Consider the following 26,221-nt stretch of genomic DNA (forward strand, 5'->3'; position numbering starts at 1 on the left):
CTTTGGAGAGGCGCATGTACGTTCGCAAACCAGCCCGCCGGGGAACGGTAAACGCGGCGCCGCCGGTTCCTGACTGGTCCAGGCTCTGCCGCAACGACCATGTGGAGCTCCATGCCGCCGGCCGTGCCCCGGTGTCCGGAATAATCGACATGATTGCCGCAGACCGAAGCGTCTTCTGGATCATCCGGGACGACGGGGCCGGCAGGACCATGCTGTGCTGCGGCGACGACGTGACCGTGGTCAAGATTGCGTCAGCCAACCCCCTGGCGGGGCGAACCCTTGCGGCAGCCTGAAGGACGCCGCATCTGGCGCGGCAGGGGCATGCAAGGCCGGGGATCCCGGAGGGTTCCCGGCCTTCCGCCGTATGGGGGACAGGAGGCGGTCTTCGGTGCCACCTTCACCAGGACCGGGGGTGGACATGTTCGGCGAGGGCGTCCAGGACCTGGACCTGGCCTTTCACCAGCTTGAGCCTTGCCTCTGGCTCCGCAAACCAGCGGGCGTCGTCAATTTCGGGAAAGTGCTGGATCCGGCCTGAACCCTTGGGCCATTCCATTGGGAAGGTATTGCTCTCGATGCGTTCCGGCTGGAAGTCCTGTTCGGCCGCGTAAACGGTGATGATCTTGCCGGAGGGCTGGCGGAATTCGCCGAGGTGTTCGTAGTCAGCAGCTGGTGCGGGTGTTCCCATTTCCTCGGCGAACTCCCGGATGGCGGCCGCCAGGGGATCCTCGTCCTCCGTGTACTCGCCCTTGGGGATGGACCAGGCGTGCGCGTCCTTTCGGGCCCAGAACGGACCGCCCATGTGGGCAATCCACACCTGCAGCTCGGCGGAAACACCAGGTGCGCTGCCTGGCTGTTGACCGGTGGCAGGCCCCGGCGTCGCGTCCATCCTGTACAGGAGGATTCCTGCGCTTCGGACCGGCATGTGTCCTCCATTTCCAGCAACATTTGAAAAGAAGCGAATTCGCCGTCCAGTGTTAACCGGCAGTTCACGGCCCTGCTTTAGGTTATTCCTTCAGGCACTTTCCTCGAAGGGACCGGTCATGGCCAATATTGCTGAGGTTTTGGGACGGCTTACGCCGGAAGAACTTGATGAGCTTCGCAGCCTTGGTCCTCAGGGCCACCTCCCGCGCCACCTGGTTGAGGCACTGGACCGCGCGGCCGGGGGCCCCGGTTCGGGCCGCGGCTATTACGTGCCCAACGGAAATGTCAGTGCCACCGGCGGCCCGCTGCTGGTGCTGCGCAGCGACGTTTCCGGCTGGCTCCTCAACTCCCACCGGGACGACCCCGACGCCTTGCCGCAACACGGCCAGCACTGAACGCGGCAGAAGGCGCCGGCGGGCCTGTCAATCAGCAGGCACCGGCCCGGCAGCGGCGTCAGCCAATCAATCGGACCAGCCGATCAACCGGTTTGCCAACCGGCCTGCCAATCAGCAGGCGCTAGCCGATCAACAGGCTCAGGGCTTCCGTCAGGTGCTCCACTTCCCGGACCGAAAAACCGGCCGGGACGGGCCCGGGGCCGGCATGGCTTGCCGGGACCACGGCATGGGTAAACCCCAACCGGTGGGCCTCCTGGATCCGCTGGTTGATGCCCGGAACCGGGCGGACTTCGCCGGCGAGTCCCACTTCGCCGAAGGCAATCAAGCGGATCGGGAGGGGTTTGCGGGCCTTAGCCGAGGCCACGGCGAGGGCGACCGCTAGATCCGTGGCGGGTTCGCTCAGCTTCACCCCGCCCACCGTGGCCACATAGGAGTCGTCCTTGTGCAGCAGGGTTCCGGCGCGCTGCTGCAGCACCGCCAGCAGCATGGAGACCCGGGAACTGTCCAGCCCGCTGGTAGCCCGGCGCGGCTGCGAGTTGGGGCTCTCGGCCAGCAGCGACTGCACCTCGGCCAGCAGTGGGCGCCGGCCCTCCATGGTCACGGTGATGCAGGTGCCCGAGACCGGTTCCTTGGTGCGGCTGACAAACAGCCCGCTGGGATCGGCGAGGCCTTCGATGCCGTTCTCGTTCAAATCGAAGCAGCCCACATCGTCGGTAGGCCCGTAGCGGTTCTTAACGGCGCGGAGCAGCCGCAGGCGCGAATGCCGTTCGCCCTCGAACTGGCACACCACATCCACCAGGTGCTCCAGGAGCCGGGGCCCGGCGATGGAACCGTCCTTGGTCACGTGGCCCACCAGCAAGGTGGTCATGTTCCGCCGTTTCGCCACGGCAATAATGGATGCCGCGACCTCCCGCACCTGCGAAACACCGCCCGCGCTGCCGTCAACGTCCGCGCTGCTGAGGGTCTGGACCGAATCCACGATCAGGAGCCGCGGCTCGATCTTCTCCACTTGCCCCAACGCCTGGCCCAGGTCCGTTTCGGCTGACAGATAAAGCGACTCCGCGACGGCGTCGATCCGTTCCGCGCGCAGCTTCACCTGCGCCGCGGACTCCTCGCCCGTTACGTACAGGACGTCCTGCGCCGTGCGGGCGAATTTCGCAGCGACGTCCAGGAGCAGCGTGGATTTTCCGACGCCGGGTTCGCCTGCCAGCAGGATCACCGCACCCGGGACCAGGCCCCCGCCCAGCACCCGGTCCAGTTCGTCCACGCCCGTGGGCAGGAAAGCGGCCGTGGTGGCATCCACCTCGGCAATCCGGCGGGCCGGCTCAAGGACTGTTGTGGCCGCCGTCGTACGCGCAACCGCGGTGCCTGTCTCCTCCACGGTGCCCCACGCCTGGCACTCGCCGCAGCGACCCACCCATTTCACGGTGGTCCAGCCGCATTCGGCGCATTTGTAGGCGGGCGCCTTGGAGGCCCGGGAAGTCTTTGTTGCCATGCGTCCAACCCTAATGGCGGCCACCGACAATCCCCGCCCGCACCCTAACCTCGCACGCTCGGCCAGGGAACCCTGCGGGCGTGGGCCCACCGCCGCACCCAACCTCGCACGGCCACACCGGCTCCCCACCCTCGCAAGCTCGGGTCGGGGCCCTCGCCGGAGCGGATCCACGGCCAGGGAACCCTGCGGGCGTGGGCCCACCGCCCGCACCCTAACCTCGCAAGGCCACACCGGCTCCCCACCCTCGCAAGCTCGGGCCGGGGCCCTCGCCAGAGCGGATCCACGGCCAGGGAACCCTGCGGGCGTGGGCCCACCGCCCGCACCCTAACCTCCCGCCAACAGGGGACCGAGAGAGCGCTCTCTTGACAGTGATCTGCGCCACCTCTACAGTTGAGGAACTTGCCAGAGAGCGCTCTCTCAGCGCCGGTAGTTCCCCCACAAAGGAGTGACCTTGAAATTCGCACGACATACCGCGGCCGCAATTGCGGGCGCAGCGGCCCTGGCCCTGATGGCCACCGGCTGCAGCAGCAGCAGCAAAGAACAGGCAGCAAGCGCAGACAACCCCGTGGAACTCACGGTCACCACTTTCGGGACCTTCGGTTACGACGATCTCTACGGTGAATACGAGCAGGCCAACCCCGGAATCAAGATCAAGGCAACGAACATAGACCGCGGAGCCAACGCCCGCACCGACGCGTTCACGAAACTTGCTGCCGGCTCCGGCCTCAGCGACGTGGTGGCCATCGAGGAAGGCTGGCTCGGATCCATCATGGAAGTTTCGGACCAGTTCGTGGACCTGAACGAGCACGGGGCTGCGGACATCAAGGACAACTGGGTGGACTGGAAGTTCAAGCAGGGCACAGATCCGGACGGCCGCGTCATTGGTTACGGAACAGACATCGGACCCCAGGGCCTTTGCTACAACGGGAAACTGTTTGAGGCTGCCGGCCTGCCGAAGGACCGCGAATCGGTAGCGAAGCTGTTCGGCGGCGAGGACGCCACGTGGGAGACCTACTTCAAGCTCGGCGAGCAGTACAAGGCGGCCACCGGGAAGGCCTGGTATGACCAGTCCGGCTTCGTCTGGAACTCCATGGTGAACCAGATGGAGGAGGGGTACTACACCAAGGACGGAAAGCTGAACGTTGATGGCAACGCGGAGATGAAAGCCAAATTCGAGTTGCTGGCGGCCGGAACGGCGGCGGGTCTGTCCGCCAACCAGACCCAGTTTGACTGGGGCACCGGCAAGGCGTTTACCGACGGCTCCTTCGCGACTTTCGTCTGCCCCGGCTGGATGCTCGGCACCATCAAGGGCCAGCTTGAATCAGCAGGCGGCGGCGCGGACAGCGGCTGGGACTTCGCCGATGTCTTCCCGGGCGGGGCCTCGAACTGGGGCGGCGCTTTCCTCTCAGTGCCCAAGACCTCCGAACATCCGGCAGAAGCTGCCAAGCTCGCCGCGTGGCTGACTGCGCCTGAGCAGCAGGTCAAGCAGTCGGCCGCGGCCAACAACTTCCCCAGCACGCTTAAGGCACAGGAGAAGCTCGTGGCGGACGCCACCCCCAACGTGCTGTTCAACAACGCCCCCACCGGCGTTATCCTCGCCAACCGCGCCAAGGGAGTGGTGGCCCAGTTCAAGGGACCGGACGATTCCGTCATCCAGGAGAACGTGTTTGGCCCGGCCCTGAAAATGCTCGACGGCGGCACGGCCAACGCTGACAAGGCCTGGTCTGAAGCACTGACCCTCCTCAACGACCTGGTCGTAAACAACTAGCACCACCCGCTGCGGGGCCTTCCGGAAGGGAGGCCCCCCGATGGAGGGCAAGAGCCCATGACAACTACCCTGAACCGGGCCGCCAAACCCGCGGTCATCAAACCGAAACCCACCTGGAAGCAGCGGCTGAACGTCTTCGACGTCAAAGCATCGCCCTACCTGTACGTCGCCCCGTTCTTTATCCTCTTCGCCCTCGTGGGGCTCTTTCCCCTGGTCTACACCTTCGTGGTGAGCCTCTTCGACTGGCACCTGCTCAAGGGCCAAGGGGACTTCGTTGGGCTGCAAAACTTCGTGGAAGTCCTGCAGGACCGTTTCTTCTGGAACTCCCTGTTCAACACGGTAAGCATCTTCCTGCTCTCCGCCATTCCGCAGCTCGCCGTGGCGCTCTTCCTGGCGGCAATGCTTGACCAGAACCTCCGGGCCAGGACCTTCTGGCGGATGAGCGTCCTCCTGCCCTACATCGTGACGCCGGTGGCAGTGGCCATGATCTTCACCAACATGTTCGGTGAGCAGTACGGCCTGATCAACAACGTCCTGGGCAATATCGGCCTGGACCCCGTGATGTGGAAAAGCGAAACCCTGCCCAGCCACATCGCCATCGCCACCATGGTGAACTGGCGCTGGACCGGCTACAACGCGCTGATCCTGCTCGCAGCCATGCAGGCCGTTCCCCGCGACCTCTACGAGTCCGCCGCCCTGGACGGGGCCGGAGCGGTACGCCGGTTCTTCAGCATCACCCTGCCCAGCATCCGTCCCACCATGGTGTTTGTGGTCATTACGTCCACCATCGGCGGGCTGCAGATCTTCACCGAGCCGCGCCTGTTCGATCCCGCTACCGCAGGCGGATCACAGCGGCAATTCCAGACCACCGTGCTGTACCTCTGGGAAATGGCCTTCCAGCGCCAGAACTTCGGCAAGGCATCAACGATCGCCTGGCTCCTTTTCCTGATCATCGTGCTGTTCGGTCTGGTCAACTACCTCATTTCCCGGCGGATAGCGACCGCAGACGCCGCCAAACCCTCCCGGGCTGCCCGGCGCGCCGAAAGGACCACGCGATGAGCACCATCGAAGGGGCAGCCCCGGCACCCCCTGAATCCCGCACTTCCGGAACGACTGCGCCAGGCCCCTCCACCCGACCCCGCAAGCGCTTCTTCGGTTCCGGAGAGAAACCCGGCTTCCTGACTTACGGCCTGCTCCTGGCGTTCCTGCTGTCCTCGGCCTACCCGCTGTGGTGGTCCGCCGTGATCGGCAGCCGTTCCAATGAGGCCCTGAGTGAAACCTGGCCGCCACTGCTCCCGGGTGGAAACTTCTGGACCAACGTGGGTGAAGTCTTCGACACCATTCCCTTCTGGCTCGCCCTGGGCAACAGCGTGCTGATTTCCTGCATCATCACCGTTTCGGTGGTGGGCTTCTCCACCCTGGCCGGCTACGCGTTCGCCAAGCTCCGCTTCAAAGGCCGGGACGGGCTCATGCTGATGGTGGTGGCCACCATGGCCATCCCCACCCAGCTCGGAATCATCCCGCTCTTTATGGTGATGCGCACCCTGGGCTGGACTGGTGAAATCGGCGCCGTGGTGGTGCCCACCCTGGTAACGGCGTTCGGTGTCTTCTTTATGCGGCAGTACCTGGTGGACGTCATCCCGGACGAACTCATCGAGTCCGCCAGGATGGACGGGGCCAGCATGATTTCCACCTTCCGGCATGTCGCCATCCCCGCAGCGCGGCCCGCCATGGCCATCCTGGGCCTCTTCACCTTTATGACGGCCTGGACTGATTTCCTCTGGCCCCTTCTGGTGCTCGACGCCGGCAACCCCACCTTGCAGACGGCGCTCAGCCAGCTTCAGTCTGCCCGCTACGTGGACTACTCCGTGGTCCTCGCCGGCGCCGTGCTGGCAACCCTCCCGCTGCTGGTGCTCTTCGTACTGGCAGGAAAACAACTCATCTCAGGAATCATGCAAGGAGCAGTGAAGGGCTGAATGCAGCACTCAACATATAAGCGGCAATGGCCCGAGGGCTTCCTGTGGGGATCGGCGACGGCGGCCGCCCAGGTAGAGGGCGCCGGCCACGAAGGCGGCAAGGAAGATTCCATTTGGGACCATTTCGCCAGGATCCCGGGCGCCATCGCCAACGGTGACACCCTTGAGCAGGCAGTGGACCACTATCACCGGATGCCCCAGGACGTCCGGCTGATGAAGGAGCTGGGATTGGATTCCTACCGGTTCTCCACCAGCTGGGCGCGGGTCCGTCCTGGAGACAGGACCGCGAACCGCGAGGGCCTGGACTTCTACTCCCGGCTGGTGGACGAGTTGCTCGAAGCGGGCATCCTGCCCTGGCTCACCCTCTACCACTGGGACCTGCCGCAAGCACTTGAGGAGAAGGGCGGGTGGGCCAACCGGGACACTGCGTACCGGTTCGTTGAGTACGCAGACGACGTGTATTCGGCGCTGGGGGACCGGGTCCGCCACTGGACCACGTTCAACGAACCCTTCTGTTCGTCGCTGTTGGGCTACGGGGCGGGCGTGCACGCGCCCGGCCGCCAGGAACCCGCGGCAGCCATCGCCGCCGTGCACCACCAGCACCTGGCCCATGGTCTGACAGTCAATGCGCTGCGAAGCCGTGGAGCGGAGCAGCTGGGCATCACCCTTAATCTGAGCAATTCGATTCCGCGGGACAGCCAGGACCCGGTGGACCTTGACGCCGCCCGCCGGTTCGACTCCCTGCAGAACCGGATTTTCCTGGACCCCATCCTGCGGGGAAGCTACCCGGAGGATTCGTTGCGGGACCTGGCACCCTTCGGCCTGCAGGAGGTGATCCGTCCGGGCGACCTCGAAATCATCAGCGCGCCCCTGGACTTCCTGGGCGTGAACCACTACCACGATGACCTCATCAGCGGCCACGCCGACGCCGCCGGGAGTGACGGCCACTCCGGCGGAGCCGAACGTCCCACCGCCTCACCCTGGATCGGTTCCGAGGACATCGCGTTCCCCAGCAGGGGGCTGCCGAGGACAGCAATGGGCTGGGAAGTGAACCCCGAGGGTCTGCGTACGCTGCTGGTCCGGCTGGGCGAGGAGTATCCGTCCTTGCCGCCGCTGTACATCACCGAGAACGGCGCCGCCTACGAGGACACGGTGGATGCCGGCGGCGCAGTGCACGACGAGGACCGGACCCGGTTCATCCTGGACCATGTGGCCGCCGTCGGCCAGGCCATAGACCAGGGTGCGGACGTCCGCGGCTACTTCGTCTGGTCCCTGCTGGACAACTTCGAATGGTCGTGGGGGTATGGAAAACGTTTCGGGATTGTCCGAGTGGATTACGGCAGCTTCGAGCGCACCGCCAAGGACAGCGGGAAGGCCTACGCCGGGTTGATTGCCGCCGCGAAGCGGAACATTCCACGCCCCGCTGTATCCCTGCCCGCCTAAACTGAAATCCCCGGCCCAGTGCCAGCTAGATCACGGAGCGAAGATTGTGAAGCAAGACCCCAGCGCAAGCAGGCCGGCGCCCACCCTTGAGATGGTGGCAGCGCTGGCTGGCGTTTCCCGCGCCACCGTCTCGCGGGTGGTTAATGATGTGCCGAGCGTGGATGAGGACATCGCTGCCAAGGTGCGGCAGGCCATTCTCGCCGTCAACTACACCCCCAACCGGGCAGCCCGTACCCTGGCCAGCAGGAAGCCCAACTCCGTGACCCTTATCGTGCCGGAGTCCACGTCCAAGGTCTTCGCGGACCCGTTCTTTGCCTCAGTAGTGGAGGGCGTGGCCCTGTATCTGGCAGACACGGACTACACACTGAACATGGTGATTGCTTCCGAGGCCAAGCCGGAAAAGACCCGGGCTTTCCTGCTCGGCGGAAGCGTGGCAGGGGCCCTGGTGGTGTCCCATCATGCGGGGGACACGTCCTGGACCCACCTGGGCGACTACATCCCCATGGTGTTCGCCGGCCGGCCCCTGCGCGAAAGCGGCAGCTACTACGTGGACGTTGACAACGAGGCCGCAGCCGCAGGGGCAACCCGGCTGCTGATCGAACGGGGGCGAAGCAACATCGCCACCATCGCAGGCCCCCAGGACATGCCGCCGGGCATTGACCGCGTCAACGGTTGGCGAAAAGCCCTGGCGGAAGCGGGGCTGGATGATTCCATGGTGGAGTACGGGGACTTCACCCTCGCCTCCGGAGCCAAAGCGATGCGGCGCCTGCTGGGCAGCGGGCGGCCGGTGGACGGACTGTTCGTCGCCAATGACCAGATGGCGGCCGGTGCTTACACCGTCCTGCAGGAACGCGGGATCCGGATACCCGAGGACGTCGCCGTGGTGGGGTTCGACGACGACTCGTTCGCAGTTTCCGTGGTCCCGCAGCTCACCACGGTGCATCACCCGATCATCGACATGGGAAAGAAAATGGCGGAAATCCTGGTGAACCTGATTGAGGGGAAGGACCCGGACCGGGTGACACAGATCCCCACGTCACTCGTGGTGCGCGGGTCCGCCTGATGGGCGCCGAGGAGGAAGGTTCCGGCCACAGTGGGCGACTCCTGCGGTGGGGTGTTGTGGCCACCGGCAGGATCGCCCACCGCGTAACCCGCGACCTCGCCTGCCTTGAGGATGCCACGCTGTATGCGGTGAGTTCGCGGAGCGAGGGCTCCGCCCGGGGCTTCGCTGAGCAGCATGGCTTTGCCGTCAGCTACCACGACACACCCACCGCAACCGGCTACCAACAGCTGTTCGCCGATCCTTTGGTGGACGTGGTGTACGTGGCCACGCCGCACGCCCAGCACTTCGAAGTTGCCCTTGCCGCCCTCGACGCCGGCAAACATGTCTTGTGCGAAAAGCCCCTCACCATCAACGCCCGTGAGGCCCGCGAACTGACCGCGCTGGCGGGGGAACGGGGAGTGTTCCTGATGGAGGCGGTGTGGACCCGTTTCCTGCCGGCTACCCGCCGCGCCCTTGAGCTGGCCGGCAGCGGGGCGATCGGCACGGTCCGCTGGGTCCAGGCGGATCTGGGCTTTCCGGCTGTGTACGATCCAGCGGACAGGCTGTGGGACCCGGCTGCCGGCGGCGGCGCCCTCCTGGACCTCGCGGTGTACCCGCTGACCTGGGCCGTGGCTGCCCTCGGATTTCCCACCAGGCTCACCGCCACGGGGCACCTGAACCGGGACGGCGTGGACGTGCAGAACACGCTCACGCTCGAATATCCGGAAGGCGCCGCAGCCCAGCTGACCTCCTCACTCTCGTCGGCCGGTCCGGGCATGGCAACACTCGGCGGGACCGCCGGCTGGATCAGGACCGGTTCCCCGCTGTACAGCCCGAAAAGCCTGGAAATTTGCGGCCTGGACGGCCGAATCCGGGTTGAGGAATTTCCAGAGGAGACCGAGGGCTTCATCCACGAACTGCGCGAAACGGCACGGTGCATCCGCGCCGGTCTCCAGGAGAGTCCGCTGATGCCCTGGGCCGAAACCGTGCAGATGATGCAGCTGCTGGACGAAGCACGGCAGCAACTGGGGCTGCACTACCCCAACGACGTTTAGTTTCGGCTGGGCTCAACCATCGGAGCTAAAGCGCCGGGAGCACGTCCCGCGCCTCACGCGCGTCCATCCCCGTGGCCTCCAGGAGGTCCACCATCAGGGGCCGGTAGAGCATCACCACCGTTTCGCCTTCGAGCCGCTGCACTTCAAGCAGCTTCGGGTGCAGCCGCAGGGCAATCTCGCTCAGGTCACGCCGGGCCGTGCGCAGGTGGGCGCGGCGGACGCCGTCGTGCGTTTCCGCCAGGCCCAGCGACAGCTCATCAATGGCGGCAGCGGTCTCCTGCAGCACTTCTGCGATGTTCTCCGTGGCCTCGTCCGAGAGCGCCGCGTGATTGATGGCGCTCGTCAGCCGGCGGGCGAAAACCCGGCTGTTCCGCAAAGCCAGATCAATAAAGTCCAGTGACACTTTCAGCTGGTCCAGCTCCTCCCGGTGCCGCCGGTAGGCGGGCGCAAGCCTGGCCACCTCCCCGGAAGAGCGCAGGGACTGGCGCATCGCGTCCACCAGAGGCTGGCAGTTCCGGCCCCGGATGAGCGCGTGCCACGCCTGGGTGGAGTCGCTGTTGGCCAGGGCGTCGGCACACTCGCGCAGCACCTCCGCCAGTTCGTGCAGCAGCTTCTGCACGTCCTTGCGTGGCTCCCGCCGAGGGTCCTTGGGGATCAGGATGGTCACCAGTAGAGCGCACAGGCCGCCCACCACGGCGTCGATACTCCGGGTGAAAGGCCCGCCGGCCGGCGCCGGGAGCAGCACCACCAGCAACGACTGGAGCCCCAGCTGCGTGGTAAAGATGGTGCCGCTGTCCAGGAAGCGGGCCAGCAGGATGGAGAAGAGCAGCACGACGGCGGCCTGCCAGATTCCGCTGCCCAGCCAGTGCAGGAGCAGGTCGCCCACGGCGATGCCGATGGTGCAGCCCAGTCCCACCTCCACCACCCGCCGCAACCGCGGTTCGCGCGAGAAGCCCAGGGCGATCAGGGAGGAGGTGGCGGCGAACAAGGGCCCGGAGTGGCCCAGAACGTACTCGGCGAAGGCATAGGCGCCCACTGCGCAAAGGGTCATCTGGACGGCGGGAACAAGGGAATTCCGGCTCCGGATCAACCCGGTGCGGATACGGCCGTGCAGGAAACGCCTGCCCGCTGAGAGTCCTGCTGCCGAAGCCATGACGTCCAGTCTATTTGCTGCCCGTGTTTTATTTTTGCTGCCGCGCACTACGGCCGGAGATGTGATCTGCGCAATGGGAACCCGGCACTTGTCAGCAAATATCCCGCCGTCGTTAATGTTCCGTTCACTTTGGACAGCCCATCCCGTTACCTGCGGCCCTTAACTTCGATGAAGGTACAAAACGTACGCATCGCGCTGCAGGGTTCTCCGCCCCTGTCCCGCAACTGAGAAACCCTGGAAGGGGTACACCTAGTGAAGGCACTTCGCTTCGGCCGCCACGCCGCTATTGCTGTTATCGCAGCCGGCGCACTCGCGCTCACCGCCTGCGGTTCAGACAACGCCACGGGCACCGCGCCCGGCGGCAACCAGACTTCAGCCGGACCCAAGGTGACCGGCACGCTCACCGGCATCGGCGCATCCTCCACCACCGCGGCCATGGACGCGTGGAAGGCCGGCTTCGCCTCGGCAAACCCCGGCGCCACCGTGCAGTACTCGCCGGACGGCTCCGGCGCCGGCCGCAAGGCCATCATCGACGGCTCGGCTCAGTTTGCCGGTTCGGACGCGTACCTCAAGGACGAAGAACTTGAAGCCTCCAAGGCCAAGTGCGGCCCCGAGGGCGCTGTCAACATCCCGGTCTACATCTCCCCGATTGCCGTAGCCTTCAATCTCCCCGGCATCACCGAGCTGAAGCTGGACGCAGCCACCGTGGCCAAGATCTTCCGCGGCCAGATCACCACCTGGAACGATCCCGCCATCGCAGCCCTGAACGACGGCGTCACCCTGCCGGACCTCAAGGTCACCCCGGTGAACCGCTCAGACGACTCCGGCACCACCACTAACTTCACCGACTACCTGGCATCGGCAGCATCTGAGATCTGGACGGACAAGGCCGCCGGCGTCTGGCCTGCAAGCCTCCAGGGTGAGAACGCCAAGGGCACCTCCGGCGTGGTCAAGACCGTCACCGACACCCCCGGTGCCGTGACCTACGCTGACGACTCCGCCGTGGGCGGCAAGCTCGGCACCGCCTCCATCAAGGTGGGCGAAGAATTCGTGAAGATCTCCGCCGACGCCGCCGCCAAGGCAGTTGAAGCCGGCAAGCCCGTTGAAGGCCGCTCCGCCAACGACGGTGCCATCAAGCTGGACCGCAAGACCACCGCCTCCGGCGCCTACCCCGTGGTCCTGGTTTCCTACCACGTCGTTTGCACCACCTACGACAAGCAGGAAACCGTAGACCTGATCAAGGCCTTCGAGAACTACGTAGTGTCCGAGGAAGGCCAGGAGACGGCTGCGGATTCCGCGAAGTCCGCTCCGCTCTCCTCCACCCTCGCCGAGAAGGCAAAGGCGGCCATCGAGTCCGTCAAGGTCAAGTCCTAATTAGCGCACCAAATCCGGGTTCCCCGCCTGCCGGCAGGCAGTGCGGGGAACTTGGCATTGGATGCACCTTCTTCCAGTCTTTGAAAAACCTCCACGATCGAAGGGCCGTCGAATGACCGCCACCCCCCTGACCAGAACCCAGGGCGCCGGCCGCGCCGGGGACAAAATCTTTTCGGGTGCCGCCCTGGCCGCCGGCTGCCTCATTCTCGCCGTCCTCTTCGGCGTCGCGCTCTTCCTGGTGGTCCAGGCCATCCCGGCGCTGACAGCACCTGCGGCCGAGATCCAAGGCGGAGCAGGCTTCTTCGCCTACATCTGGCCCATTGTGATCGGCACGCTCATCGCAGCAGTCATTGCGCTGGTGATTGCCACACCCATCGCCATCGGCGTTGCGCTGTTTATCTCCCATTTCGCCCCCCGCGGACTCGCCGCCGGCCTGGGCTACGTGGTGGACCTGCTCGCCGCGATCCCCTCTGTGGTCTACGGTGCGTGGGGTGCCACGTTCCTGGCCGGCCAAATCTCCCCGGCCTACAACTGGCTCGCCCAGAACATGGGCTGGCTGCCCATTTTCCAGGGGCCCGCTTCCGCCACCGGCAAAACCATCCTTACCGCCGGCATCGTCCTGGCCGTGATGGTGCTGCCCATCATCACCTCACTGTCCCGCGAAATTTTCCTGCAGACCCCCAAACTGCACGAGGAAGCCGCGCTCGCGCTGGGTGCCACCCGCTGGGAAATGATCAAGATGTCCGTCCTGCCCTTTGCACGGCCCGGCATCATCAGCGCCGTTATGCTCGGGCTGGGCCGCGCGCTCGGCGAAACCATGGCAGTGGCCCTGGTGCTGTCCTCCGGAGCCCTGACGGCCAGCCTGATCCAGTCCGGCAACCAGACCATCGCCGCGGAGATCGCCCTGAACTTCCCCGAGGCCAGCGGACTCAAGGTCAGCACGCTGATCGCCGCCGGCCTGGTCCTGTTCATCATCACCCTGGCCGTGAACATGATCGCGCGCTGGATCATCACCCGGCACAAAGAATTCTCGGGAGCCAACTAAATGACCTCCACCCTTACTCCCGTCCGCAGCAAGCGCTCGGCGCTCACCAAGGGCCAGCTGCCCAAGTACGCGCCCTACGTGGTCCTTGCCGCGGCCCTGATTCTCGGCGCGGCGGTCCTCGCGCTGGTGGGCTTTAACGCGTTCGGCTGGGGCGTGGTCTCCGCGATCCTGTTCGCCATTGGGCTCGTGTCCTGGAGTGCAGCCGTTGAAGGATCCCGCAAGGCCAAGGACAAACTGGCCACCTGCCTGGTGGTGGGGTCCTTCCTGGTTGCGCTGCTGCCGCTCGTCTCGGTCATCTGGACCGTGCTGGTCAACGGTATCCCCGGCCTCCTGACCCCGGGATTCCTCAGCAGCTCCATGAACGGCGTCACGGGAGTGTACGACAGACGGGCCGTCGAGGAGGGCGCACCCGTCCTGGGCGGCATCTACCACGCGCTGCTGGGTACAGTGGAGATCACCCTGCTGGCCACCGTTATCTCCGTGCCGGTTGGCCTGCTGACCGCGATCTACCTGGTGGAATATGGGAGGGATGGCCGGCTCGCCCGCGCCATCACCTTCTTCGTTGACGTTATGACCGGCATCCCGTCCATCGTGGCCGGCCTCTTCGCGGCCGCCTTCTTCTTCGCGGTGGTGGGCCCGGGAACCAAGACAGGTGCCGTGGCCGCCGTCGCCCTTTCCGTGCTGATGATCCCCGTGGTGGTGCGGTCCAGCGAGGAAATGCTGAAGATCGTGCCCAACGAACTGCGTGAAGCGGCCTACGCGCTGGGCGTGCGCAAGTGGCGGACCATCGTCAAGGTGGTGATTCCGACGGCGATCTCGGGCATCGCTTCGGGCGTCACCCTGGCCATCGCCCGCGTTATCGGCGAGACGGCGCCCATCCTGGTCACCGCCGGCTTCGCCACCAGCATCAACTCCAACGTGTTCAGCGGCTGGATGGCCTCGCTGCCCACGTTCATCTACACCCAGATCCTGAACCCAACGTCGCCGGCCAACCCGGACCCGTCCTCGCAGCGGGCCTGGGGCGCTGCCCTGGTGCTGATCATCCTGGTGATGATCCTCAACCTGGGCGCCCGGCTGATCGCCCGGGTCTTCGCCCCCAAAACGGGCCGCTGACGGCGGCTCCGGGCATGTGGCACCTACCGCCGCTTCCGGCCGGAACCTAGACTTCAATTCATCCCCAGTTAGTGAAGGAACACCATGTCTAAGCGCATCGACGTCAAGGACCTGAACGTGTACTACGGCGATTTCCTCGCCGTGGAGGACGTCACCATCAACATCGAGGCCAAGTCCGTCACCGCATTCATCGGTCCGTCCGGCTGCGGCAAGTCCACCTTCCTGCGGACCCTGAACCGCATGCACGAGGTACTTCCCGGCGCCCGCGTGGAGGGCGAAGTGCTCCTCGACGGCGACAACCTGTACGGCCCGGGCGTGGACCCCGTCACGGTCCGCTCGCAGATCGGCATGGTGTTCCAGCGGCCCAACCCGTTCCCCACCATGTCCATCCGGGACAATGTGCTGGCGGGCGTGAAGCTGAACAACAAGAAGATCTCCAAGGGCGAGGCCGACGTCCTGGTGGAGCGCTCACTGAAGGGCGCCAACCTCTGGAACGAGGTCAAGGACCGCCTGGACAAGCCTGGTTCGGGGCTTTCCGGCGGCCAGCAGCAGCGCCTCTGCATCGCGCGGGCCATCGCCGTGGAGCCGCAGGTGATCCTGATGGACGAGCCGTGCTCCGCGCTGGACCCCATCTCCACCCTGGCCATTGAAGACCTCATCAACGAGCTCAAGGACCAGTACACGGTGGTGATCGTGACCCACAACATGCAGCAGGCAGCCCGCGTCTCGGACCGCACCGCGTTCTTCAACATCGCCGGCACCGGCAAGCCCGGCAAGCTCATCGAAGTCGGCAACACGCACACCATCTTCAGCAACCCCACGCAGAAGGCCACGGAAGACTACGTCTCCGGCCGCTTCGGATAATCCCCAGCCGCGCCCAGGCTCGCACGCTCGCCCGGGGACCCCTGCGGCCGTGGGCCCACAGCCGGCTGAACCAGGGGGCGTCGTCGTACGCCTATTCGGGCACTTCCAGCTGGAAGCCGCAGCGGCAGCGCAGCACCCTGGTGGGCAGCGAGACCGTGTTGAGTGCTCCGCCGGAACTGCTCCGGTAGCACAGGCGCTCTATCTCGAACTCGGCTTCCTCCATGGCAAATCCGCAATGGATGTACTCGTCGCCGAGCAAAATGACTTTTGCCATCCACCGCACCTGGCCGAGCGCCGCGGCGACGTCGGCGGCATACGCGAGGTGCTCCTGGAACCGGCGGCATTCGTTGCACGTATAGGAGACGGTGACCAGGTCGCCATTGGCGGCACCCATCGCAATGATCGCGTGGATGGTCAGCTGCTGTTCCGTTCCGCAAAGCTCGCACTGCATATGGCGTGGCTGAGGGTGGTCGTGGCGGGGAGCCGGGGTAGACATGGCGCCTGGTCTTTTCCACGTTGTGCAGCCAACCCGCCGATATGCTGCAGCGGAACCATCCCCAGCCCTGCACCCGGCTGCGGATGGCAGGCCCGGCAGCGGTGCTGGGGGCCTACTTTTGAATTTACGTCACCAGCTTCCGGCTGTACAGGTCTTGTACGGCAGGGCAGCAGCGGACGACGGCGTGGTCCCCGGCTGTGAGCCGGCGGACCCGGTCCGCGCGGCTTATTCCGGCAGTGGGGAAAGTGCCAGCGCCAGCACAAAGGCGAGGGCGGCCGTGGCCAGCGGGGTGAGGATCCAGAGCCCCACGATGCGGATCACCAGCTTCCGGTTGGTGACCGAGAAGTGCTGGTTCTCTCCCGCGCCCAACACTGCAGAGGTGACGGTGTGCGTGGTGGACAGGGGCCAGTGCAGGCCGATGGCACCCACAAAAAGCATCACGGCACTGGAAATCTGGGCCACCGAGCCGCGCAGCGGGTCGATCCTGGTGATTTTATGGCCGATGGTGTGCGAGATGCGCCAGCCGCCGAACATCGTACCGGCGGCGATCATCACCGCTGAAAGCAGCGCAACCCACACGGGGATGCTGCCGCCGTCGGAATAGCCGCCCGCCAGCAGGGCAAGGAGGAGGACGGCGCTGATCCGCTGTCCGTCCTGCAGGCCGTGGCCGAACGCCACCGCCCCCGCGGCGATGGACTGGCTCCGGCGGAACCGCTGGTTCACCACGTTCGGCTGCGTGTGCCGTGCGGCCCAGGTGGCGGGGTAGACCAGCATAAACGCGCCGCTGTAGGCCACCAGGGGTGACAGCACCAGGGGCAGGATGACCTGGAACAGCAGGGAGTTGTCCACTCCGCCAACACCCGGCCCGCCCACGGCGAGGCTGGCGAGTCCCGCCCCGGCAAGGCCGCCCACCAGGGCATGGGTGGTGGAGGCCGGGATGCCCCGCCACCACAGGAAGATTCCCCAGGCGATGGCGCTGGCCAGGCCTGCCAGGAGGATGCTGAGTCCGTCCGTCCCGGCAGGGAGGCTGATCCAGGCCTGGCTCACGGCCACCGCCAGTCCCGCGCTGAGCAGTGCGCCAATGAAGTTGAAGAAGGCTGCGAGCAGCACCGCCACGCTGGGCGTAAGTGCCCGGGTGCGGACGGCAAGGGCCACGGAGGTGGAGACGTCGCGGAACCCGTTGACGAAGGCGAACACGGCGGCCAGGAGGACCACTGCGCCGAAGACGACTGCCGTCACCTCAGGATTCCTTGACGATGATGCTGCCTACCTGGGTGGCGATGCGGCGCATGTCCTTGGTGACTTCCACGAGTTGGTTGGCGATGTCGCGGTTGCGGGAGTACTGCGCCCACTTCATATCGCTGATCATGTCCGCCACCCAGACCCGGTGGGTCCGTTCGGCACGTTTGGCCAGGCGGAGGATTTCGATCCAGTAATCCTCGAGGTCGTCCAGGTTGTCCAGCCGCCGCATGGCATTCACGGTGAGTTCGGCCTGCCGGCTGATGATCTCCAGTTGGTCCGCGGCCCGTTTGGGGAGGCGCTCCAGCCGGTAAAGGGCCACGAGTTCCGCGGCGGCATCCAGTTTCTCGATGGCCTCGTTGAGGTACCGCGAGAGGGCATACATGTCCTCGCGCGGCAACGGGTTAACAAAGCTGGTGCGCATGTGCGTCAGGAGGGCGAAATGCAGTTCGGCGGACCGTGCCTCGTGGTTGTGCATGTCCTCCACAAGCCTGCCGTGCTCCGCCGCGGGGACACCGAGGATTTCGGCGAGCGTGGCGCTGCCCAGCACAATCTGCTGCGCCATTTGCGACAAGAGGTTCAGCCCGGCGGGCTCCTGGGGAAAAAGGCGCAGTTTCACGTAGTTACCGGTCTCCGGGAGTAGTTCAGGGCGGGAGTTGCCTGCCGTGTGACGTGACCCCGGCGCAACCAACGCTAACTCTACCGGCCCGTAAAAGGAGGGCTGAAATGGGCTGACAGCAGGCGGCCCACGAACATCAGGCCGGCCGTAAACGGGCATAAAAATGGTGCCGAACCGGATACGCCTCTCGGCGGTAGGCCGCTCTAGGCGGCTAAATGTTGAAGCCCGGGGGTTTCGCGGCTCGGCACCAGTTTCAGTGTTCTACGTTGGTTGGCCCAAGTCAACATTGACAGATCGCCGGTTCTGGGCCACAAAGCGGGCCCTGTCAGTCCAATTCGCCCAGCCGCCAGGCGTTGGCGGCGTGCTCAAGGTCTTCAGCGGTTTTGACCAGTTGGTTGGAGTTGCGGGTGAGCTTGCTGGCGTGGGCCTCGTTGCCGTGCTCGGCCCCGTCGGCAAGGGTGGCCTGGCCGAGTGCCACCACGCGGCAGAACGCCGCGGAACGTTCCAGCGCGACGTCGAACTCGCCGTCGAACGCCCCGGAGAGGATGGCGTCCGCCATGGTCTTCATCTCGTCTGCCCCGGGAGGCTCGGCCGCGCCGGCCACCACGTTGGAAACCTGGGCCGTGTCCTTTCCGGCGCGGAAGTAGACGGAAATGCGCTCCGGGTCCTGCACTGTGGCCGCCCGCAACGCATAAAGGCGCCAGAGCGCACCCGGAAGCGACCGGGCCGGGCTCTCCGCCCACATCTCCGCAATGGCCTCCAGGCCCTGCTCGTCAGCCAGCCTGACCAGCCGCTCGGTCACGGCGGGATCGTCGCTGTCGCGTCCGTGCCGGACCAGCGCCTGGGCGGCGAGGTGGGCGGCCTCGGACACGCGTGCGGGATCCGCGCCGCCGGCAAAAGGCTCAAAGTCCACGGGGGCGAAAGGCTTCGGCTTATGGTGCCGGTTGGCGCCGCCGTAAGGACTGGGACCTGGTTGCTCGCTCATGCCACCCACGCTACTCCTGTGCCCCGCCGTAAATCGAGCATCGGAACCCTTTGCGCACGCGCCCGACGGCGGGTCCCGGCTTGCGTTCAACGGCGCCGGAACCATGGGTTAGAGTATTAAATGTCCAGAAATGGACTGGGCCGGGCAGCCCGGCACTTCGGTGCCCACACAGCCCGGCAGGGGCCTTTAGCTCAGTTGGTAGAGCATCGGACTTTTAATCCGTGGGTCGTGGGTTCGAGCCCCACAGGGCCCACTCTTTGTAAGAGCGGGAATCCCCCGGCAGCCTTTCGAAGCCGCCGGGGGATTTTTCGTGGGGCGCGTGGCAACCCGGGCCAAACGGGCACAATGGGGACATGACTAAAAGCAGCAGCGGGCGCCTGCCGCGCCTTGAGGACGTGGCTGAACTTGCTGGTGTTTCGCACCAGACCGTTTCCCGGGTGGTCAACGGCCACCCCAATGTCAGCAAGGCAACGCGCGAAAGGGTCGAGGCGGCCATCGCACAACTGGGCTACCGCCGCAACACTGCGGCCCGCAGCCTGGTGACCCGGCGCTCGCAGACCATCGGGGTGCTGGGCAGCGAGCTTTCACAGTACGGCCCCGCCAACACCATGCTCGGCGTCGAGCGTGCCGCGCGCGATGCCGGGTACTTCGTCAGTATCGCCGCGCTGCGTTCCATCGGCCGGGACGCCATCTTCGACGCCCTCCGGCACTTCATGGACCAGTCGGTGGACGGGATCGCCGTCCTGGTGCCGCACACCGAAACGCTGCGGATCCTGGAGGAGTTCAACCCCGGCGTCCCGGTGGTGGCCGTCGGCTCGGCGGGCAACGACGCCGTCAGCGGCGTGATGGTGGACCAGAAGAGTGGCGCCGGGATCGCCGTCGGGCATCTCATCGACCTCGGGCACCGCAGGATCGGCCACGTCGCCGGGCCGGCGGACTGGATCGATGGTGCCCTCCGGGCCGAGGGCTGGCGTGCGGCGCTGCACCAGGCGGGTTTGCAGGACGACCTGGTGCTGGAAGGCGACTGGAGCGCCGAAAGCGGCTATGCGATCGGGCGGCGGCTGGCGGCCGAGCGGACGGCAACGGCCCTGTTCGTGGGCAACGACCAGATGGCCCTCGGTGTACTGCGCGCGTTTAATGAGGCGGGCGTGCGCGTGCCCGACGACGTCTCCGTGGTGGGGTTCGACGACCAGCCTGAATCGGGCTTCTTTACCCCGCCCCTCACCACTGTGCGCCAGGACTTCGAAGAGCTGGGCCGGCGCTGCATGGATGCCATGCTGAAGGAGATCGAAGCGGGCGCGCCAGTCAGCTCCACCGTGGTCACCCCGCAGTTGGTGCACCGGGAGAGCACGGCAGCACCGCGCTCCTGACCCGCCCCCTTCCCTGTAGCCTGAAGTGATGCCCCTGCCTGACACCATGCCCCGCAACAACGTCCTGTCCCGCCTTCTCGATGCCGGAGAGAATGTGGTCCTGGACGGTGCCCTGGCCACGGAACTTGAAGCACACGGCTGCGACCTGGAGGACCCGTTGTGGTCTGCCAAAGTCCTGCTGGAGCAGCCGGAACTCGTCAGGCGGGTCCACCTCGACTACTTTCGTGCGGGGGCGCGGGTTGCCATCACCGCCAGCTACCAGGCAACGCCGCTGGGGTTCGCACGCCGGGGGATTTCCGAAGCCGAAGCCCTGGAACGGGTGGCCCTGAGCGTCAGCCTGGCAGACGAAGCCCGCCGCGAGCACCTGGCCGCAAACCCCGAGGCCGGCCCGCTGCTGGTGGCCGGATCTGTTGGACCGTACGGCGCCTACCTCGCGGACGGATCCGAATACCGCGGCGACTACACCCTGAGCCGGAACGATTTTAAGGCTTTCCACCGGCCGCGGATCGCGGCCCTCGTGGACGCGGGAGCCGACGTCCTTGCCTGCGAAACATTGCCCTCGCTGCCTGAAGCTGCCGCGCTGCTGGAACTGGTTGCCGAGTTCGACGTCGAATCCTGGCTGACGTTCACACTCCGGGATGGCGCGCACATCAGTGACGGCACTGCCCTCGAACGGGTGGCGGAGCTGTGCAACGACGAGCCGCGCGTAGCCGCGATAGGGGTGAACTGCGTCCCGCTGGAGTTGGTCACTCCGGCACTGGATGCCTTAGGGCGGGCCACCCGCAAACCGTTGATCACTTATCCCAACTCCGGAGAAACCTACAACGCCACCACAAAGACCTGGGGGCCGTCCGCGGCTTCCGGTGACGCCACTGATGCAGGACGGGCGCCAGCCAGCCTTGTGGAAGGAGCCCCGGCGTGGCACGAACGCGGCGCGCGGATGGTGGGCGGCTGCTGCCGGACCACGCCGGCGGACATTGCCGCGTTGGCCCACTTCTGGCGGTCCTGATCCCGCATCAGCCGGCACTTCTGGCGAGCCCCGGCCGGACGTGAGCCTTATCCGGCGAAGCCGCTAAACCACGGGGGATTTTGGCCGGGATGCGTGGAAGTGCCGGGACCAGCGGACAAAACCGGGCCAGTAGTACATAACGGCATAGGTTGAAAGCGCCGCGGCCATGTGCGAGTGGAGCATCAGGTGCGGCGAATACCCGGGCGGCGGTGCAGCCTCGGCCCCCGATGGTCGATCCTGCGCGGGGTACGGGACCTCCTGCCCGCTGCCGCCGTGCCCATGGCTGGGTATCCCTTCGGCGGAGCCGCCGGAAAACGCCGCAAATCCCAGGTGAAGCAGTTGCTGGGCCACCGCGCACGCGAGCAGCACGGCCCAGCCGGGGATGCTGAAGCGCCCGATCATCGCTGCCGCCATGCCGAGCAGAGCTGCCAAAGCCACAAGGATGATGAGCGAGGGCGCCGGGCCGCCGGCCGCCAGGTGCGCTGCCAGGCCGAAACCCGTGGAGAGCGGACCGGCCAGCCACGCGACAGTCCCAGTGCGCCCTGCCGGTTGAAGGGTTGCCACGAACTTCCTTCCTGCCCAGGGCGTCCGGTGTGACGGTCCATCCTGTCCCTGCTCCATCCTGTCCCTACCCCCTCTGTCCCTACCCCATGTGGCAGCCGTCCCCACAGTTTCCGTGGTGATACTTGGCGCGCCTCGATTTACAACGTTGCCTTTGCGGCATTGACTTCATACTTGTTAGCGCTCACAATTGAAAGGTCGCGAAGCTGCGGCAGCTATTGGAGGAGCTTTTATGGACGTCAGAGTGGACACGGACAGCTACGTCATCGGTGTGGATTACGGAACCCTTTCGGGCCGGGCCGTGGTGGTCCGCGTGCGGGACGGCAAGGAGCTGGGCAGCGGCGTGTACGAGTACCCGCATGCAGTGGTGACTGATGTACTACCGGAAGACGTCGCCGGCCTGGGCGCCGATGGACGGTCCGTCCGGCTCCCGGGGGAATGGGCGCTCCAGGTGCCCAACGACTACCGGGACGTCCTGCGTTTTGCCGTCCCGGCAGCGGTGGCTGAGGCGGGAATTGACCCGGCGGCCGTCGTCGGAATTGCCACGGACTTCACCGCCTGCACCATGGTGCCGGTAAAAGCGGACGGAACCCCGCTGAACGAGGTGCCCGGATTCGAAAACCGGCCGCACGCCTACGTGAAGCTCTGGCGCCACCACGCCGCGCAGGGCCAGGCCGACCGGATCAACCGGCTGGCGGCCGAACGCGGCGAAGAGTGGCTGCCCAGGTACGGCGGGCTGATTTCTTCAGAATGGGAGTTCGCGAAGGGCCTTCAACTGCTGGAAGAGGACCCCGAAGCGTACGCCGGGATGGACCACTGGGTGGAGGCTGCGGACTGGATCGTCTGGCAGCTGTGCGGCCAATATGTCCGCAATGCCTGCACTGCCGGTTACAAGGGGATTTACCAGGACGGGCGCTACCCGTCGGAGGATTTCCTGGCTGCCTTGAATCCTGGGTTCAAGGACTTTGTCAGCACGAAGCTGGAACACACTATTGGACGTCTCGGCGACGCCGCGGGCTACCTCACGGCGGAGGCTTCCGGCTGGACAGGCCTGCCTGAGGGCATCGCCGTCGCGGTAGGCAACGTGGACGCGCACGTGACCGCTCCGGCGGCGCGCGCGGTGGACCCCGGCCAGCTGGTGGCGATCATGGGCACCTCCACCTGCCACGTGATGAACGGTAATGAACTCCATGAAGTGCCGGGCATGTGCGGGGTGGTGGACGGCGGCATCGTGGACGGACTCTGGGGGTACGAGGCCGGCCAGTCCGGCGTGGGCGACATCTTCGGCTGGTTCACCAAGTACGGTGTGCCGCCCGAATACCACCAGGCCGCCGAAGCAGCAGGCGTGGGGATCCACGAATACCTCACTGAGCTGGCGTCCCGGCAGTCCATTGGTGAGCACGGCCTGATCGCCTTGGACTGGCACTCGGGCAACCGCTCCGTGCTGGTGGACCACGAACTGTCCGGGATCGTGGTGGGGCAGACCCTGGCCACCCGCCCCGAGGACACTTACCGAGCCCTGCTCGAAGCCACCGCATTCGGCACACGGACCATCGTGGACGCCTTCCGCAGCTCCGGCGTTCCGGTCAAGGAATTCATCGTGGCCGGCGGCCTGCTCAAGAACCGGCTCCTGATGCAGATCTACGCTGACGTGACGGGACTGCAGCTGTCCACGATCGGCTCGGAGCAGGGCCCGGCCCTGGGCTCGGCCATCCACGCTGCCGTAGCGGCCGGGAGGTATGCGGACATCCGGGAGGCGGCCGCCGCCATGGGGGCGGAGCCGGGCGAGGTGTACACGCCGATCCCTGAAAACGCCGCCGCCTACGAGGAACTATTCCAGGAATACAGGACCCTGCATGACTACTTCGGACGGGGAAGCAACGACGTGATGCACCGGCTCAAGGCCATCCAGCGGAAGGCTGCCGGTTCCCCTGGCGGAGCCGCCGGTTCCCTTGCGGGAACTGCAGGCCAGGATACCGCGGCTGTTGAGGCTGCTGTGGAGGTGTCCGCATGAGCACCGGAATCCTGGACACCATCGCCCGCGTCAGGGAGGAAGTCTGCGCCCTGCACGCCGAGCTGACCCGGTATGAACTGGTGGTATGGACCGCGGGCAACGTCTCCGCTCGGGTCCCCGGCCACGAGCTGATGGTCATCAAGCCCTCGGGCGTTTCTTATCAGGACCTTACGCCGGAGCAGATGGTGGTCACGGACCTGTATGGGGTGCCTGTGCCGGGAGATGCGACAGGTGAGTGGGGCAACCCGGCGCTCTCGCCGTCGTCGGATACTGCCGCCCATGCCTACGTATACCGGCACATGCCGGAGGTGGGCGGGGTGGTGCACACGCACTCCACCTACGCCACCGCGTGGGCGGCCCGCGGCGAGTCCATCCCGTGCGTCCTGACCATGATGAGCGACGAATTCGGCGGATCCATCCCGGTGGGACCGTTCGCACTGATCGGGGACGATTCGATCGGGCACGGCATCGTGGAGACGCTGAAGAACTCGAACTCCCCGGCGGTGCTGATGCAGAACCACGGCCCGTTCACCATCGGCAAGGACGCCAAGTCCGCGGTGAAGGCTGCGGTGATGTGCGAGGAAGTGGCCCGCACTGTCCACATCGCCCGGCAGCTCGGCGAGCCCATAGCCATCGACCAGAGCCACATCGATTCCCTGTACGCCCGGTACCAGAACGTCTACGGGCAGTAATCCAGCGCCGCCGATCCAAGCAGCACCCCCCAGAACTTACTCCCAACAAGACTTACTCCAAAGGAGAACCCATGAGTGGCGCAGCAAACACATCCCTTGACGGTTATGAGGTCTGGTTCCTCACCGGCAGCCAGCACCTCTACGGCGAGGACGTCCTCAAGCAGGTGGCCGCGCAGTCGCAGGAGATTGCCAACCAGCTCAACGCCAGTTCCGACGTTCCGGTAAAGATTGTCTGGAAGCCCGTCCTGACTGATTCGGATGCGATCCGCCGCACCGCGCTCGAGGCGAATTCGAACGATTCGGTCATCGGCGTCACCGCGTGGATGCACACGTTCAGCCCGGCGAAGATGTGGATCCAGGGCCTGGACCTGCTCCGCAAGCCCCTGCTGCACCTGCACACCCAGGCCAACCGGGACCTGCCGTGGGCGGACATCGACTTCGACTTCATGAACCTGAACCAGGCAGCCCACGGCGACCGCGAATTCGGTTACATCCAGTCCCGGCTGGGCATTGCCCGGAAGACCGTCGTGGGGCACGTCTCCAATCCCGAGGTAGCCCGGCAGGTGGGTTCCTGGCAGCGCGCCGCGGCAGGCTGGGCCGCCGTGCGGACCCTGAAGCTGACCCGCTTCGGTGACAACATGCGTAACGTCGCCGTCACCGAGGGTGACAAGACCGAGGCGGAGCTGCGGTTCGGCGTCGCGGTTAACACATGGTCCGTGAACGAGCTCGCCGACGCCGTGCACGGTGCCGCTGAGGCCGACGTCGACGCCCTGGTTGCCGAGTACGAGGACCTTTATGACGTGGTGCCGGAGCTCCGCGCAGGCGCCGCGCGTCACGACTCGTTGCGGTACGGGGCCAGGATCGAGCTCGGCCTGCGCAGCTTCCTTGAAGCCAACGGCTCCGCCGCGTTCACCACCTCATTCGAGGACCTGGGCGCCCTGCGGCAGCTCCCCGGCCTGGCTGTGCAGCGGCTCATGGCCGCGGGTTACGGCTTCGGGGCCGAGGGCGACTGGAAGACCGCCATCCTGGTCCGTGCGGCCAAGGTGATGGGGGCTGGCCTGCCCGGCGGCGCTTCGCTGATGGAGGACTACACCTACCACCTGGAACCCGGTTCCGAGAAGATCCTCGGCGCGCACATGCTGGAGGTCTGCCCCTCCCTGACCGCCGGAAGGCCACGACTGGAAATCCATCCGCTGGGCATTGGCGGCAAGGAAGACCCGGTGCGCCTGGTCTTCGACGCCGATGCCTCCCCGGGCGTTGTCGTCGCCCTTTCGGACATGCGGGACAGGTTCCGCCTGGTGGCCAACGCCGTGGATGTGGTCCCGCTGGACCAGCCGCTGCCCAACCTTCCCGTGGCCCGGGCGCTGTGGCAGCCCAAACCCGACTTCGCCACCTCCGCTGCCGCCTGGCTCACCGCCGGCGCCGCACACCACACCGTTCTCTCCACCCAGGTGGGCATGGACGTGTTCGAGGACTTCGCGGAGATCGCCAAAACCGAGCTGCTCACGATCGACGACGAAACCACCATCCGCCAGTTCAAGAAGGACCTGAACTGGAACGCCGCCTACTACAAGCTGGCCGGCGGCCTCTGA

At 66.0% G+C, this 26,221-nt stretch carries 25 protein-coding genes and 1 tRNA gene; 18 read left to right on the forward strand and 8 right to left on the reverse strand.

The window, feature by feature from the left end; all coding sequences use genetic code 11:
* Positions 1–14: 14 nt before the first annotated feature.
* A complete protein-coding gene (locus BMX78_RS14295; RefSeq protein ID WP_091420390.1) occupies positions 15–293 on the forward strand; it encodes a hypothetical protein in 279 nt (92 codons plus the stop codon).
* Between the two features lie 104 nt (positions 294–397).
* Here the strand turns inward: BMX78_RS14295 and BMX78_RS14300 are convergent, their stop codons facing one another.
* Positions 398–922 (reverse strand): NUDIX hydrolase, encoded by a 525-nt coding sequence (locus BMX78_RS14300; RefSeq protein ID WP_091420392.1) that lies wholly within the window; start codon positions 920–922, stop codon positions 398–400.
* A 118-nt stretch (positions 923–1,040) separates the two neighbouring features.
* On the opposite strand from BMX78_RS14300, the gene BMX78_RS14305 reads away from it, so the two are divergent.
* A complete protein-coding gene (locus BMX78_RS14305) occupies positions 1,041–1,316 on the forward strand; it encodes a hypothetical protein (RefSeq protein ID WP_091420394.1) in 276 nt (91 codons plus the stop codon).
* Between the two features lie 121 nt (positions 1,317–1,437).
* Here BMX78_RS14305 and radA read toward each other — a convergent pair whose 3' ends face one another.
* Positions 1,438–2,811: a DNA repair protein RadA gene (gene radA / locus BMX78_RS14310; RefSeq protein WP_091420396.1), complete on the reverse strand. Its 1,374-nt coding sequence runs from the start codon at positions 2,809–2,811 to the stop codon at positions 1,438–1,440.
* Between the two features lie 508 nt (positions 2,812–3,319).
* On the opposite strand from radA, the gene BMX78_RS14320 reads away from it, so the two are divergent.
* From BMX78_RS14320 to BMX78_RS14345, 6 genes are read left to right on the forward strand one after another with little or no spacing between them, the layout of a single operon-like run.
* On the forward strand, positions 3,320–4,579 hold the full coding sequence (locus BMX78_RS14320; protein ID WP_502686297.1) for an ABC transporter substrate-binding protein: 1,260 nt from the start codon (positions 3,320–3,322) through the stop codon (positions 4,577–4,579).
* A 57-nt stretch (positions 4,580–4,636) separates the two neighbouring features.
* Positions 4,637–5,638, forward strand: coding sequence for a carbohydrate ABC transporter permease (locus BMX78_RS14325; RefSeq protein WP_091420401.1), 1,002 nt, complete (start codon positions 4,637–4,639; stop codon positions 5,636–5,638).
* Positions 5,635–6,555: a carbohydrate ABC transporter permease gene (locus tag BMX78_RS14330; RefSeq protein ID WP_091420403.1), complete on the forward strand. Its 921-nt coding sequence runs from the start codon at positions 5,635–5,637 to the stop codon at positions 6,553–6,555. The genes BMX78_RS14325 and BMX78_RS14330 overlap by 4 nt, the downstream gene beginning before the upstream one ends.
* On the forward strand, positions 6,556–7,998 hold the full coding sequence (locus tag BMX78_RS14335; protein WP_091420405.1) for a GH1 family beta-glucosidase: 1,443 nt from the start codon (positions 6,556–6,558) through the stop codon (positions 7,996–7,998).
* 46 nt (positions 7,999–8,044) lie between these two features.
* Complete coding sequence (locus tag BMX78_RS14340) at positions 8,045–9,061, forward strand: LacI family DNA-binding transcriptional regulator (RefSeq protein ID WP_091420406.1); 1,017 nt, start codon at positions 8,045–8,047, stop codon at positions 9,059–9,061.
* On the forward strand, positions 9,061–10,095 hold the full coding sequence (locus tag BMX78_RS14345) for a Gfo/Idh/MocA family protein (RefSeq protein ID WP_091420408.1): 1,035 nt from the start codon (positions 9,061–9,063) through the stop codon (positions 10,093–10,095). The genes BMX78_RS14340 and BMX78_RS14345 overlap by 1 nt, the downstream gene beginning before the upstream one ends.
* 25 nt (positions 10,096–10,120) lie before the next feature.
* On the opposite strand, the gene BMX78_RS14350 is transcribed toward BMX78_RS14345, so the two are convergent.
* Complete coding sequence (locus BMX78_RS14350) at positions 10,121–11,248, reverse strand: FUSC family protein (protein WP_091420410.1); 1,128 nt, start codon at positions 11,246–11,248, stop codon at positions 10,121–10,123.
* A gap of 252 nt (positions 11,249–11,500) precedes the next feature.
* On the opposite strand from BMX78_RS14350, the gene pstS reads away from it, so the two are divergent.
* From pstS to pstB, 4 genes are all read left to right on the forward strand, one after another.
* Complete coding sequence (gene pstS, locus BMX78_RS14355) at positions 11,501–12,622, forward strand: phosphate ABC transporter substrate-binding protein PstS (RefSeq protein WP_091420412.1); 1,122 nt, start codon at positions 11,501–11,503, stop codon at positions 12,620–12,622.
* A 112-nt stretch (positions 12,623–12,734) separates the two neighbouring features.
* Entirely contained in the window at positions 12,735–13,667 is a 933-nt protein-coding gene (gene pstC, locus BMX78_RS14360; protein WP_091420414.1) for a phosphate ABC transporter permease subunit PstC, read from the forward strand.
* A complete protein-coding gene (pstA, locus tag BMX78_RS14365) occupies positions 13,668–14,780 on the forward strand; it encodes a phosphate ABC transporter permease PstA (RefSeq protein WP_091420416.1) in 1,113 nt (370 codons plus the stop codon). It begins immediately after the preceding gene.
* A gap of 84 nt (positions 14,781–14,864) precedes the next feature.
* Positions 14,865–15,644: a phosphate ABC transporter ATP-binding protein PstB gene (pstB, locus tag BMX78_RS14370; RefSeq protein WP_091420417.1), complete on the forward strand. Its 780-nt coding sequence runs from the start codon at positions 14,865–14,867 to the stop codon at positions 15,642–15,644.
* A gap of 91 nt (positions 15,645–15,735) precedes the next feature.
* Here pstB and BMX78_RS14375 read toward each other — a convergent pair whose 3' ends face one another.
* The 4 genes from BMX78_RS14375 to BMX78_RS14390 form a co-directional block, all read right to left on the reverse strand.
* Positions 15,736–16,095, reverse strand: a complete 360-nt coding sequence (locus tag BMX78_RS14375) for a hypothetical protein (RefSeq protein WP_255470754.1) — start codon at positions 16,093–16,095, stop codon at positions 15,736–15,738.
* Between the two features lie 270 nt (positions 16,096–16,365).
* Positions 16,366–17,379: an inorganic phosphate transporter gene (locus BMX78_RS14380; protein ID WP_091420421.1), complete on the reverse strand. Its 1,014-nt coding sequence runs from the start codon at positions 17,377–17,379 to the stop codon at positions 16,366–16,368.
* Between the two features lies 1 nt (position 17,380).
* Entirely contained in the window at positions 17,381–17,998 is a 618-nt protein-coding gene (locus BMX78_RS14385) for a DUF47 domain-containing protein (protein WP_091420422.1), read from the reverse strand.
* Positions 17,999–18,323: 325 nt separating this feature from the next.
* Positions 18,324–18,983, reverse strand: a complete 660-nt coding sequence (locus BMX78_RS14390) for a hypothetical protein (protein WP_091420424.1) — start codon at positions 18,981–18,983, stop codon at positions 18,324–18,326.
* 180 nt (positions 18,984–19,163) lie between these two features.
* Here BMX78_RS14390 and BMX78_RS14395 point away from each other — a divergent pair.
* The 3 genes from BMX78_RS14395 (at position 19,164) to mmuM (ending at position 21,362) form a co-directional block, all read left to right on the forward strand.
* A tRNA-Lys gene (locus BMX78_RS14395) sits at positions 19,164–19,236 on the forward strand.
* Positions 19,237–19,336: 100 nt separating this feature from the next.
* Positions 19,337–20,353: a LacI family DNA-binding transcriptional regulator gene (locus BMX78_RS14400; RefSeq protein ID WP_091420425.1), complete on the forward strand. Its 1,017-nt coding sequence runs from the start codon at positions 19,337–19,339 to the stop codon at positions 20,351–20,353.
* Between the two features lie 46 nt (positions 20,354–20,399).
* Entirely contained in the window at positions 20,400–21,362 is a 963-nt protein-coding gene (gene mmuM, locus BMX78_RS14405; RefSeq protein ID WP_091420525.1) for a homocysteine S-methyltransferase, read from the forward strand.
* Positions 21,363–21,425: 63 nt separating this feature from the next.
* Here mmuM and BMX78_RS14410 read toward each other — a convergent pair whose 3' ends face one another.
* Positions 21,426–21,926 (reverse strand): hypothetical protein, encoded by a 501-nt coding sequence (locus tag BMX78_RS14410; protein ID WP_091420427.1) that lies wholly within the window; start codon positions 21,924–21,926, stop codon positions 21,426–21,428.
* A gap of 229 nt (positions 21,927–22,155) precedes the next feature.
* Between BMX78_RS14410 and araB the strand changes: the two genes are divergently transcribed.
* The 3 genes from araB to araA all read left to right on the forward strand — a co-directional run bounded on the left by araB (position 22,156) and on the right by araA (position 26,221).
* On the forward strand, positions 22,156–23,937 hold the full coding sequence (gene araB, locus BMX78_RS14415) for a ribulokinase (RefSeq protein WP_286139024.1): 1,782 nt from the start codon (positions 22,156–22,158) through the stop codon (positions 23,935–23,937).
* Positions 23,934–24,629, forward strand: coding sequence for an L-ribulose-5-phosphate 4-epimerase (locus tag BMX78_RS14420; RefSeq protein ID WP_091420429.1), 696 nt, complete (start codon positions 23,934–23,936; stop codon positions 24,627–24,629). The genes araB and BMX78_RS14420 overlap by 4 nt, the downstream gene beginning before the upstream one ends.
* 71 nt (positions 24,630–24,700) lie before the next feature.
* Positions 24,701–26,221: an L-arabinose isomerase gene (gene araA / locus BMX78_RS14425; RefSeq protein WP_091420431.1), complete on the forward strand. Its 1,521-nt coding sequence runs from the start codon at positions 24,701–24,703 to the stop codon at positions 26,219–26,221.

It is taken from the genome of Arthrobacter sp. OV608 (genome assembly GCA_900110595.1).
In the GTDB taxonomy this organism is placed as follows: Bacteria; Actinomycetota; Actinomycetes; order Actinomycetales; family Micrococcaceae; genus Arthrobacter.